General features: G+C 43.6%; 7 protein-coding genes. All 7 read left to right on the top strand.

Translation table 11 applies throughout. The annotated features are described in order from the left end of the window. The first annotated feature begins 4 nt into the window (after nt 1-4). On the top strand, nt 5-2,614 hold the full coding sequence (locus Q5866_RS12975; protein ID WP_303180662.1) for a hypothetical protein: 2,610 nt from the start codon (nt 5-7) through the stop codon (nt 2,612-2,614). Between the two features lie 21 nt (nt 2,615-2,635). Then, the gene (locus Q5866_RS12970; protein WP_176554918.1) at nt 2,636-3,235 is read left to right on the top strand and encodes an RNA polymerase sigma-70 factor; all 600 of its coding nucleotides are present in this window, start codon (nt 2,636-2,638) and stop codon (nt 3,233-3,235) included. Nucleotides 3,236-3,430: 195 nt separating this feature from the next. Beyond that, nucleotides 3,431-4,612: a FecR family protein gene (locus Q5866_RS12965; protein ID WP_303180660.1), complete on the top strand. Its 1,182-nt coding sequence runs from the start codon at nt 3,431-3,433 to the stop codon at nt 4,610-4,612. Between the two features lie 149 nt (nt 4,613-4,761). Beyond that, nucleotides 4,762-8,310, top strand: coding sequence for a SusC/RagA family TonB-linked outer membrane protein (locus Q5866_RS12960; protein WP_176554917.1), 3,549 nt, complete (start codon nt 4,762-4,764; stop codon nt 8,308-8,310). Between the two features lie 7 nt (nt 8,311-8,317). Next, entirely contained in the window at nt 8,318-9,883 is a 1,566-nt protein-coding gene (locus Q5866_RS12955) for a RagB/SusD family nutrient uptake outer membrane protein (RefSeq protein WP_099290531.1), read from the top strand. Nucleotides 9,884-9,901: 18 nt separating this feature from the next. Beyond that, nucleotides 9,902-10,735, top strand: a complete 834-nt coding sequence (locus tag Q5866_RS12950; protein WP_099290530.1) for a hypothetical protein — start codon at nt 9,902-9,904, stop codon at nt 10,733-10,735. A gap of 131 nt (nt 10,736-10,866) precedes the next feature. Continuing rightward, nucleotides 10,867-13,632, top strand: coding sequence for a zinc-dependent metalloprotease (locus Q5866_RS12945; protein WP_255301855.1), 2,766 nt, complete (start codon nt 10,867-10,869; stop codon nt 13,630-13,632). The last annotated feature ends 71 nt before the right edge of the window (nt 13,633-13,703 follow it).

Here is a 13,703-nt window from a genome sequence, read left to right as displayed (position 1 = left end):
GTGTATGAAAAAAGTCGTTGTCATTTTAGGGATTATTTTACTGGCTTATGCGTTTAAGGAAATGTCCCCGTTCGAGAAAAAGTTATTGAGTAACCTCACGGCACAGATTCGGGAATTGCAGCAGGAAAAACTTTATCTGCACACGGATAAAAGTGTCTATAACGTGGGGGAAAAAGTCTGGTTTCGGGCGTATCTTGTTCATGCGGCGGGCTTGCAGCCTATCGTGTACAGTCGATTCGTGTATGTTGATTTGGTAGACCGACGGGATTCTATCGTGCAGCGTATCAAGGTGGTGTCACGGGATTCCTCTTTTTACGGTCAGGTGAACATCCCGAAGGATTTGCAACAAGGGGATTATTGTTTGCGGGGATATACTTACTATATGCAGAATCAAGGGGAGGATTTCCTGTTCAAGAAGAAAATACGGGTTATAAATCCGGAAGATTCTAAGGTGTGGACGGATGTGACTTACACGAAAAACCGGGAGAATAATTACACGGCGACGATTCGGTTGCTGGACAGCGAGGGAGAGCCTTATGATAGGGTTTTACTGACCTATATTGCCGGAATTAAAAAGGATCAGTATTCCAAGAAAAACGCCCGGACGGATAAGGAGGGGAAATTCGAGGTGAAGATTGACACCACGATGAAAACTATAGAGGTGGAGTTTCCGGAGGGACGTCCGTTTCCTTTCAAGCGATATATTCATATACCTGCCCATTTGCGGGATTTTGACGTGCAGTTTTTCCCGGAAGGCGGTTCGTTGTTGTCCAATAATTGGCAGAAAGTGGCGTTCAAGGCTATCGGGGCGGATGGGCGTGCCGTTCATGCCAGCGGAGAAGTATATCAGGATTCCGTGGTGATTGCCACGATAGAAACAGTACATGACGGGATGGGATGTTTCAAGTTACCGGTGAATCCGGGTAAGAAATTTTATGCCGTCATGAGAACGGAAGAAGGGGTAGAAAAGCGATTTGATTTGCCCAAGGTTTCTGACGACGGGTGGGGTATTTCGCTTATCGGGCAGGACTCCATGTTACATTATCGGGTAATTAAGGCCGTGAATGCGAAATTACCGAAAGAGTTGTATGTTCTGGTACATTGCCGCGGTATGCTTCTGGGGTCCAACCGGGTAAACGGATTAATGAAAGGAAGTATCGATATGAGTGTTATTCCGGAGGGAATTTCACATATCGTGTTGATGGACGGGGATGCTAACGTGTATAGCCAGCGTTTGTTTTTCAGGAAGCTCAAACAACGTCCCGAATTGAAGATCACCACGAATAAACCGACTTATGTCAGCCGGGAACTGGTGGAGATGGAAATTGATTTCGATGAACCTTTCAAGGGATATCTGGACGGCTCTTTTTCAATTTCTGTCACGGACAATGATAAGGTGGTGCAGGATTCGCTGGAGGATAATATTTTGTCCAATCTGCTGATGACTTCCGATATAAAGGGGTATATAGATCATCCCGCGTATTACTTTAACGATACGACCCCGGAGGTTGCCGCACACCTTGACCTCGTGATGATGACTCACGGGTGGACCCGTTTTGACATTTCCAAGATTGCTAAAGGAGAGTTCTCTGAAATGAAATTCCCGTTGGAAATCGGACAAATCGTGTCCGGACGGGTAAATAATTTCTGGGGGAAGAAGTCAAAAGGAGCGAATATCGTGTTGATTTCCAATTACGGGCTTTGCCGTATGGTGGAAACGGACGAAACGGGAAATTTTGTCGTGGACGGAATAGCATTCCATGACAGCACGAGTTTTCTGGTACAGGCATTGAGCGCGAAGGGGCGTCGGGGTGTTACCGTGAGAGTGGATGAGGATGAATTTCTGCCTGCCGTTTATGATTTACCCTATAATATGCAGGAGAAAAAGAAAGAAGAGGAATTTTACAAGCAACACGGGTTGAATTACTATTACGAGAATGGCGAGAAAATATACGTGTTGGACGAGGTGCAAGTCGTCCGGCGGAAAATCAAGAAGTCCTACTCGTTCTATGATAATCTGGCGAACCACCAGTTGGATTCCGCCAAAATTGCCGAGAATGGGATGTTCGATATTACCCAGATTATCCAATTGTTGCCCGGTGTCACTTTCGAGAAGGATGACGAGGGGGAAGATTGTTTCAAGCAGTTCGGGCGTAAACTTTATGTACTGGTGAATGATTTCGAGGAGCCGATGGATCAAATCCGGTTGATTCCGGTAGGTGCGTTACGGAATATTTCTTTGTTAGACCGTATGCAGGGACAGATCTTTTTTGGCGAACGAGGAGCGAACGGGGTGTTGATTATTTCAGCGGAACCGGGATGGACTCCGAAACCCTTGGGACGTCCGAACGTATTACCGTTTAAGCTACTGGGGTATCAAGTACCGGATGAATTCTATGTACCGAAATATGACGTGGATTCCGTACGCAAGGACAACCGCTATGACGAACGTTCCACGATTTACTGGAAGCCGGTTGTGACGATAGACAAGGGAAATCCGGCAAAGCTGTCGTTCTATACCGCTGATACTTACGGGAAATATACCGTTACCGTGGAGGGAATTACGACAAATGGAATTATTTGCCGGAAGCGAATACCGTTAATATTGAAATGATCCTGTATAAATTTATGCATCGTGATAGATAGAAGTTTACAAAACAAGAGATTTCGGGAAGAGCCGGATTATCTGGTGAAAAGACTCCGGGAAAGCGATGAGGAAGCTTTGGCTTTCTTGTTGACAACTTACGGCAAGTCTCTTTATTTTTATTGTAACTCTATTCTGAAAAATGATGTTTTCTCGGAAGACATTGTACAGGAAAGTTTTATGAGTTTGTGGGAGCGGCGGAAAGATTTTGTTGCTTTACTGCCGATTCGTGTATTTCTTTACCAGAGTGCCCGGAATAAGTGTTTGGATCAATTAAAGCATCAGCAAGTGATAGAGAAGCATGAAAACGAGCTGATTCGGGAGTTGAGCGAAGATACTTTGGACGAGAAGATGATCGAGGAGGAATTGCTGGGGCAACTCTATCGGGCGATAGAAGAATTGCCGACCGAATGTGCCCGGGTATTCAAATTGGGATTGGAAGGTTTGAGTAATCAAGAGATTGCCGACACGTTGAAAGTATCTATCCACACGGTGAAAACACAAAAACAACGGGCGATGACGACCTTGAAAAATCGTTTTGGTGCAGGAGTCGTGTTAGTGGTTTTCGGGGAAGCTTTTTTATGGCTGTAGAGATTGTTGCCGAATAATCCGGTATGGCGAAATCCGTGTAAAACACGGTGTCGTTTCCAAGAATTTATATCGGATTTTGTTTCGTTCATATCGGTTGATTTTTAAGATGGATTATTTTTTTTGAAAATAAATGGAAAACTTGTCATTCTTTTTGATAGGGTAGTCGTTATTTGTTCAAATGGTAGAAATGCAAGTATGGTAAATGACAAGAATAATTTGAAGATAGCTTCGTGGATTGCAGCCCGAATGAAAGGAATTATTCTTCCGGATGAAGAGAAAGCTTTGGAAGAATGGTTGGCGGAAAGTGATGAACACAAGGCTTTTTACGAGCGGGTGACGGAGGCGGAATTTGTTGCCGGAAGATTACGGGAATATGAGGCTTATTCTTTGGAAAAGGTGAAGGAGAGGGTAATGCCCGGCGTGCGGCAGACCGGACGAAAAGTTCGACGGATACGTTGGTTTGTGCGGGTGGCTGCTGTGTTATTGATACCTTTGCTGGCTGTAGGACTCCTTTTATTCACGGGCGAAGAACAGAAGCCGAGTCCGGTGGTGGCGGATGTGCTTCCCGGTGGAGAACGTGCTATATTGGAAATGGCTGACGGCAGCAGGATAGATTTGACAGCCGGAGAGGCAAAAGACCTTTCGTGTATGGCCGGAATAACGGTAAAGAATGATTCAAATATACTCGCTTATCAAGTGGATGGAAATGTTTCGGGGACAAAGTTGGAGTACAACACGATAATTATTCCCCGCGGGGGAGAGTATCGATTGACACTGGCAGACGGGACACGAGTGTGGTTGAATTCGGAAACCCGGTTGCGTTACCCGGTGGTTTTCACGGGTGAGCGACGGGATGTGTATCTGGAAGGTGAAGCCTATTTCGAGGTGACACGCACGGGAAAACCGTTTGAGGTACATTGTGAAGGTATGGCAATACGGGTGTTGGGTACCGCGTTTAATGTAATGGCTTATCGGAATGAGCCCGTGATACAGACTACGTTGGTAAACGGAAGTGTGCGGGTAACTTCGGAAATGCAGCTGGGACAACCGGTGGTGCTGACTCCCGGACGACAGGCAGAGATGAATGTACGCACGGGGAATATCGAGAGCCGGGAAGTCAGCGTGGAGAGTTACGTGGGATGGAAAGATCAGCTCTTTGTGTTTGACGAGGAGAATATGGAGAGTATGATGCGTAAATTAGCCCGTTGGTATGACGTGGATATCACGATCGAGTCGCCCGTGTTGCGGGAAAAGACTTTTTACGGGGTGATCCGGAAGTACGAGAATATTTCAAAAATATTGGATATGCTGAAAAAGACCCAGAACGTGGACTACACGATTAAGGGTCGAAATATCGTGATAAAAGAAATCCGATAAGATCGGGTAAATCTTATCGGACAGATTGTAATTAAACTCGCCTCGGTTTGGCAATTGACGCGAGAATAAATTAAAAACGTAACAAATGTATGAAAAAACAAGGATTAATTGTTCACCTGCATGGGTGGAAAAGTAAAATTTTGCGAGTGATGCGACTAATTGTAATCATGATGCTGTTCCCGACTTTGCTGTCTGCATTGCCGGGATTGGGACAACAGCAAATTAAAATGGAAGTGAAAGGTGCGACACTGGAACAGGTGCTGAAGGAGTTGCGCGCGTTGTCCGGGTATTATATCCTGTATAATATTCAGGACGTGAGAGCCGTGAAAGGAGTCGATCTGAAGGTGAAAAATGCGACCGTGGAGGAAGTGTTGAAACTCTGCCTGAAGAATACTAATTTAGTTTACGAGATTTCTGATAAAACGATATTGATATCCGCAAAGAAAGCGACGGTTAGTCAACCACAACAGCGAGAGCGTAGGATTCATGGCGTGGTGAAAGACGAGCAAGGGCATCGGTTAGCGGGAGTTGTGGTGTTTTTGAAAAGTAACCCGCGACAGGGAACCGTGACGGATTCGCTGGGATTTTTTTCTATCAACGTGAAGGACGGTATAGAAGAGAAATTACTTGTCCGTTTCGTGGGAATGGAATCGCAAGTTGTTCCGGTGACGAAAGTGATGGTATACGAGATTGTGATGCGGGAAAAAGTGGAAGAGGTAGACGAAGTTGTTGTAACGGGTTACCAGACTATTGCCAAAGAATTGTCGGCAGCTTCGACCTACACGGTGAAAATGGAAGATGTTATGGTGCCGGGAGCTACTTCCGTGGAAGATGTTCTACAGGGTGAAATTCCGGGCTTGATGTTGCTGTATGGTTCCGGCAGTCCTTCTTCTTTGCCAAAGGTGAGAATGCGGGGAACGGCAACATTGTTGGGTAATGCCGCTCCGGTATGGGTGGTCGACGGGGTGATTCAGGAAGATATCATGAACCTGTCGAATGAAGATATAATGGCTTTGTCGGACGGGGAAGATTACTCTATGTTCGGTAATGCCATTTCCGGTTTGAACCCGATGGATATTGAAAGTATCACTTTTCTGAAAGACGCGGCAGCTACCGCTATTTATGGAACGAAAGCGGCCAACGGGGTTATTGTGGTTACTACTAAAAAAGGAAGTGCCCGAAAAATGACGGTGTCGTACACGGGAAATTTGAAATTCACGGAGCGTCCGAGTTACCGGAAGTCGGCTAACATGATGAATTCTAAACAGAGAATGGCTATCACGAAAGAGATGTTTGACGATTGCCTTGTGTTTGAAGTGTTGCCACAGTACGGTTTCGAGAAAACCATGATTGATTATTTGAACGGGAAAGGGTCACTGGAGGATGCCTTGAAAGAGTATCAATACCGCGAGCAACTTAACACGGATTGGTTTGATTTGCTATTCGAGAACACGGTAAGTGATAATCATTCGTTGTCAGTTTCCGGTGGAAATCAAAATACAACGTATTATGTTTCATTGGGACTTGCCAATGACCGGGGAACTCAAAAAGGTGACGACACGAAACGTTACACGGCTAACGTGCGGGTGAACACGGAATTGGCTAAATGGTTGAAAGCGGATTTAAAAATGGGTTATTCGAGCCGTAAAGTATGGGGTTTCATGGGAACTACCCCGATGTATTATGCCTTGCAGACATCGAGAACGATTGCTCCTGACGAGCGTTATATCACCGAGATAAAATCTTTATCCGGGGATGTTGACGGGATAAAATATAAATTCGAGAACCCGATCACGTTTAATATTTTCGACGAGTTGGCAAACACTTCCAAGAAAACCCAGACAACGGAATTTTCTGCTTCTGCAAATTTGAAAATGGATATTTGGAAGGGTTTACGGGGCGAACTGCTTTTTGCTTATAAGGAGGCACATGGAGTGGAGATTGGTTACGCCACGGAGCAAAGTGCCTATATGGCACGAAAAAGAGGGTATGATTACGGTACTGTCGATATCGGGGGAATGGAAAGTAAGCTTTCCCAATACCCGTACGGGGGATATTACCAACGCCGCGATCAGGATAATAACCGATGGGAACTTCGCGGAACACTTCGGTTTACCCACGTGTGGAAGGAGGCTCACTCGTTGAATCTTATGGGTGGAGGTCAAATTTCTTCACAGAAAAGCAGTGGCTTTAATTCCAGTGATTATGGTTATTTCCCGGACAGGGGAAAGACTATTTTTTATGAATATAATAAAGATGATTCCGGTTTTTTAGGCAATAATTATGGTTCTTCGACGTCGAAACACCGCGTGACACTTTCGGACAGACCCAACAATGCCGTGAAAGTAATGGCAGCATTGGTTTATGATTACAAACGTCGTTACGTGCTGAATGCTAGTTTTAGCGTGGATGGAACCAATCGCTTCGGTGAGAACAAGAAGTTCCGTTTCTCTCCTATATGGAGCGTGAGTGGTCGTTGGAACATGTTGGAGGAGAAGTGGATGAAAGATCAGAATTTGTTAAGTGCTCTCGACGTGAAAGTGAGCTACGGTTTTCAGGGAAACGTGGTGTATGGCGTGAGTCCGAAATTGATAGCCGGGTATCTGACCGGAAATAATGCGATAAATCCTTACGTGGGAGAATTCCAATTACAATTGAGAAATATCCCCAATTCCGATCTGGATTGGGAGAAGACGCGTACCGTGAATTTTGGAGTGGATTTGGGATTCTGGAAAAACAGATTCTCGCTATCAGCGGAATACTATATCAAATTTGGTGATAAGGTATTATATGATAGACAATTGCCATTGGCGTACGGGGTTGAGAAAACTTATTTTAATGATAGTAAGTTGACTAATGAGGGTGTTGAATTGTCATTGAGGGGGAATGTCGTGAAAACAAAAGATTGGAACTTCGTTTTGTCGGCTAACGTGGCTTTTACGCGTAACGAGGTTAAACGTCCCGGGTATAGAGATGTGTACTTGAGTTATTTGAACGGGTATTCCGCTTTTTCAGGTTACTCCGTGGGTTCTTTCTGGTCGTGGAACTTTAAAGAATTGGGAAGCAATGGAATGCCTATTTTTGATTTAGGGGAAAACACCTCTTACACGAAAGAAGAATTAAGAAGTGATCCGATGAAATATCTGGTACATTCCGGTAGTAAAAATCCGGATATAGTAGGAGGATTTAACGTGAACCTATCCTATCGGAATTTATCCTTTAATTCGAGTTTCGCTTTTGCTTTGGGAGCAATGAAGCGGTTGCGTACGGTTTATCAGAAGGGGCAATATACGGTTACCGTTCCGAAATTCGATGCAAATTTGCCCGTGGAATTTGTTGAACACTGGAGAAAATCCGGGGATGAAAATACAACCAACAAACCGGGTTTCTTGCGTCCCACGGAATCGGCATCTTGCATACACCCCGGTGGAACAAGTAATATCTATGAAATGTGGGATGCTTCCCAGCATCGAGTAGTGAGTGCCGATTTCATGCGTTGCAAATCGATGACTTTGACCTATAAAGTGCCCGAGAAGATATTGTCAAACGTGAAATTATCCTTTTTGTCTTTCAGTTTGACGGGAACGAATCTGTTTGTGATAAAGAATAAACGGTTGCATAAAGAAGATCCGGAAGCCGGTTCCATGAATGTACCGATTCTTCCATCGTATAATTTTTCAATTAATTTAAATTTATAGGAGTACCATGAGAAGATTGAATATATTACTGTTGATAAGTCTTGTGCTAATCTGTCAGGCTTGTGATGATTTTTTGGCGAAAACTCCTTCGGATGAAGTAACTCCGGAATCTACCCAAGCATTTAGTGAATTATTGTTGTACGAGGGATATCTGCCTAATAGTCAGGTTGTGAATAGGATGCTCTATTACATGGATGATGACGTGGAGAATAATTATCCGACCAGTACTTACTCTTCGGGATACAGGGATGCTGATATCGAGAATAAATTATTCTACACGTGGCAACCCGGGGCTGTAAATGATGTCATTAATAATACGGCGGGGAATACTTATAGTGCGACTAAGGGGGTGTTACCTTGGCAGGCTCATTTTAAATGTATCTTGGGGTGCAATATTATTCTGGTATACGCGGATGAATCCGTCGGTTCGGAAATTGACAAAAATTATTTAAAAGGAGAGGCTTATTGTCTGCGTGCGTTCCATTATTTCCAGCTGGTGAATTTGTACGGTTGGCCTTATAATGACGAGAAAAACGATCCCAAGGTAAGTTTGGGTGTTCCTATTGTTACCGAACCGGAAATCGGGGCGTTAAGTCTTGCCCGGAGTACGGTAGAACAGGTTTATTCGTTGATCGTCGAAGATATCGAGAATAGTATAAGATATTTTGATAAAGGGAAAAAGGAAAGTACGAAATACCGGGTATCTTCTCTCACTGCCCATTTGCTGGCTTCAAGAATCTATTTGTACATGGAAAATTGGGAAAAGGCGTTGGAGCATGCCCGGGTGGTTATGGGACAAAAAAAATTGTGTGATTATACACAAGGTGTACCGACGGCTATTTTTACGGCTGAAAATGATGATATTCTCTGGATGTACGGGACCAAGGATAACGTGTGGGGCATAGGTGATGCCAGTCTTTCCAGCAGTGCGTTTGTCGCTTCTTATAGTCTGTATGAATCCTTTGAAAGTGAAGATTGGAAAGATGCCCGTGCTGACGGTTTCTTCTCTGTGGCAAGGGATAGTGTATTTGACTCGCATTACGATTATGAAACGGGACAGGTTATTAAGGAACTTATTAGTACGAGTGTCATGGTTTCCGTTTTGAAATACCCGACTTCAACATCAGCTTACACGCAAGGAGTGCGGGTGACGGAGGCTTACCTGAACGCGATCGAAGCATTGTTGGGACAATACAAGGCGGGAAATGCCGGGGCAGGAAATGAGGCATTGCAATTGTTGAACGACTTCCGTTCCAAACGTTACGTGTCTGCGGGCGGAGCTGCCCTTCCCGGTATTGAGATGAAAAATGCCGATGAATTAATAGATATCTATCGTCTGGAACGCCGGAAGGAGTTGTGTTACGAGGGACAACGCTGGTTCGATTTGCGTCGTTTCGGTATGCCCCGTTTGGAAAAGATTTGGGCTCTTGACGGGAATACACGAGAGAAATACGTGTTGGAGAAGCATGACCCTCTGTACGTGTTGGAAATTCCTGCTTACGTGACAGATTTGAATAGTGGCTTGCAATTGAACGAGACGTTATCGTCTCCGCGTTTACCCGTGAGTTTATAATAAAATAGTAGAAGACATATGAATAGGAAGATTTTTTTGAAACCGGTAGTTTTTGTATTTGCCGTGTGTTCTTTCATGATAGGAGGATGTAATCAGGATGACGATCCGATTGTTCCTTCCGAGGCCTTATCCGTGAAATACGTTCTCCCGCAGGGGAACGAGAAGTACGATTCGTTGATACTCGATTTTTACAACGAGAATAAGATATTTATTCTGTACGAGTACGGGGCGCATGATCCGCTATGGAATATCCAGTCTATCGAGGGGTACGGAATCTACCGTATCGTACCGCCTAAAAAAGAGAATCTTGAAGCGGGAGTGAACAGTTTGTTCGATTTATGGTTGGATCTTTACCCGGGAGAATTTTTCGTGGGACGCCTGCCTCATTATATTTATCTGGCGGACAGCATCTGGAGCGGATATTCAAATGCGGCGAATTTGACAACAAATATCAGTATTACTTTCGGTAATATCAACGAGAGCCTGCAGAACATGACAGCAACGACGAAAAGTACTTTCAAAAAGAATATCAATAGTGCTTTCTGGACTTATATTATTGATAACGGGAAATTTGAAGTTCCGGTAGCGTTGGATTTGGATTATTCGTTAGCAACAGATTTAATAGCAGGATATAATATGGGAATTATTCACGGGAGTACTTACAAATTGAACCTTCAGGAAGATTTCAAAAAAACGATAGATTATTTGATGTCGACGAGTCAAACGATCATCAATATGCGATTTCGGAGTTATCCGGCGTGCAAAACCAGAGTACAGTTATTCGTGAGCGAAATGAAGAGATTGCATGATATAGATCTGGAATTGTTGACCGGGAAAGTATTGACGGATTAGAGCGAGTTTTAATGTTTATGGGAGAAGTTGTTCGAAGAGTGGTTAAAGACTTTTTGAACCTTCTTTCCCTGTGACTCTATTTGTAATCGAATAGAAATGGAAGTTTATTACCTAATTTTTAATAGAATAGTATGAAAAATTGTATGTATGCATTGTTGGTAATATTAATATTATTACCGGGTTATGGAAAGTTGTTTGCCTCGAATGAGGTAAAGAGCGGTTACGGATGTCTGTATGATACCTTGACCAAGGATAGTACTAAAGAGGCCGAGGTGCGGCGAAAATTGAAAGAGGTCATGGATAAAAAGAAATCCAACCGGAAAGAGGTCGCTGAAAGTGATACCTTGGTGAATGATAGTGCAAAAATGGCGCAGGAAGAAGCGAAAAGAAAATTGAAGGAATTTTCGGAAAAACGGAAAACTGCGTATGATCGCTTGTTTGCAGACAAGGCATTTGAAACTTCTGAAAGTGATTTCATCACGCTGCACAAGATAGACAAGAAACTCTATTTTGAAATGCCTCTTGAATATTTCGGACGGGAAATGGTGCTTTCTTCCGCGGCTTCGGAAACAAGTAACAGCGTGTTTGCCGATATGGCACACAGAACGATGATGCACGTGAAATTCAAGTTGGTCGATTCGTTAGTTTATTTGCAACGTGTAAATACCACGACTACTTATGACGCGAAAGAAAAAAATATCAAGTCGGCGATTGAGGCTAATTCTTTAGATGTTGTTGTCGAGGCGTTTAAAATTTCAGCTTTTAAACCGGATCAAACGACAGTCGTGTTCGAGGTAACTAAATTTTTCACGGAAGAGAACGAGTATTTGCCATTATTCCGGGGAAACTATTCCGTTTTTAATATTTTGCCGAAAATGAAATATGGTGCTTCGGTTGTGAGTAGTATCAAAACGTTTGATGATAATCTGACGGTAAAGGTACTTATGCCTTACACGGTGAGTCTGACTTATTTAATGTCAACCTACGCGAGAGCGGATGTGACGGTGGTTGCTACTCGTTCCCTGATGTTGTTGCCCGAGGATAAAATGCGTCCCCGTAAGAGTGATTCGCGTGTCGGCATCTTTTTGACGGATAAGGAACATTTCACGCAAGCTGAAGACCGGTTGGTCACTTATTCCGTGGCACATCGCTGGCGTGTTGAACCCAAGGATGTCAATGCTTACAAGCAAGGTAAACTGGTAGAGCCGAAAAAGCCGATCGTGTGGTACGTGGATACGGCTTTCCCGAAAGAATGGATCGAACCGGTTAAGAAAGGCATTTTGCGCTGGAATAAAGCGTTCGAGAAAATCGGTTTCAAGAATGTGATGCAGGTACGGGATTTCCCCAAAAATGATACGATCTTTGATCCGGATAATTTGAAGTACTCTTGTGTGCGTTATTTACCCACGAGTATCGCTAATGCCATGGGTCCCTCGTACGTGGATCCTACCACGGGAGAAATTATCAGTGCTTCCGTGTTAGTTTACAGTAATATGGTGCAGATGATTAATAATTGGCGTTTTGTCCAGACTGCACAAATAGATCCGTTGGTGAGAAACAAGAAAATGCCTAAAAAGATTATGGATGAATCTATCGAATACGTGGTAGCTCACGAAATCGGTCATACACTCGGATTTATGCATAATATGGCGGCGTCTGCCGCAATCCCGGTAGAATCTTTACGTTCGGCGGAGTTCACGAAAAAATACGGGACAACACCTTCTATCATGGATTATGCCCGTTTCAATTATGTCGCGCAACCCGGGGATAAAGGTGTCAGATTGACTCCCCCTGATTTGGGGGTATATGATGAATATCTGGTAAAATGGAATTACGAGTATTTCCCGACAGCTAAAAGTATGAATGAAGAAGCGGTAATTCTGGAAAAAATGGTAGATGCCAAAGCCGGGGATCCGATGTATCGTTACGGTCGTCAACAAGTATATAGCCGTTATGATCCGAGTGCGCTGGAGGAAGATTTGGGTGATGATCCGATGAAGGCGGGAGAGTACGGGATTAAAAATTTGAAATACATTTTGTCAAATTTGGATTCTTGGATTAAAGATGATCCGGACGATTCTCACAAGTTGAGTCTTTATCAAGGTATTTGTAACCAGTATTATCGGTATATTCGTAACGTGATGTATAATATCGGGGGAATCTATTTATCCGAGGTGAAAGAAGGGACTCCGGGAGAACGGGTTGTTTCTGTTCCCAGAGAAAAACAGAAAGCTTCGATGAAATGGGTGATGAACGAGTTTCGCAATTCGGATTGGGTATGTGATAAGAAATTGATTAGTAAATTCCCTCTTGGAATTGATATGGGAGTAATGATCCAAAAATCATTAGCCTTGAGTTTGCATCAATTGTATAAGGGTGTGATGTTGTCCGCGCACGTTGCGACGGATCCTTACACGGTAGAGGAGTTCTTTGATGATTACTACAATTTGGTTTTTGAAAATACGATTAATGGCAAACCTTTGACAGAGGGGGACAAAATGTTGCAAATGGCTGCCGTGAATATGGTAGCGGAAACGTTTAAGGATAAACAATCCGGAGGATTATTCGGGGTTGTGAATGCACAAGATGCGTATAGACCTTCCTTGGAAGATGTGCTTGCTTACGGGTTGGATGAATCCGGACTCACGAATAAATTTGCCGGTGAATTAAGAAGAGAAGAATGCCGGGATATGCCGGAAACTATTGAATTCGGTTCCGGGTATGGATGGCAAAGGCAAATTTCCGTGTTGGCTATAGATAATTCGGACATTCATATATATACGTTAGGGAAACGGATTCAACGTTTGTTGGAGAGTAAAGTTTCCACGTCACAAGGTGCGGAGCTTATGCATTATGAAGCGTTATTATTTATGTTAGAGAGAAGATTAAAAAAATAGTCGGGAAGCATAAATGTATTTTAGTAAGGTCGAGGGAATTCTTTTATGAAGAATTTTCTCGACTTTTTTCA

The sequence above is a fragment of the uncultured Butyricimonas sp. genome, assembly GCF_959596855.1.
Lineage (GTDB): Bacteria > Bacteroidota > Bacteroidia > Bacteroidales > Marinifilaceae > Butyricimonas > Butyricimonas muris.
Note: the sequence above shows the minus strand (reverse complement) of the source record. Positions and strands in the feature narration are given on the sequence as shown.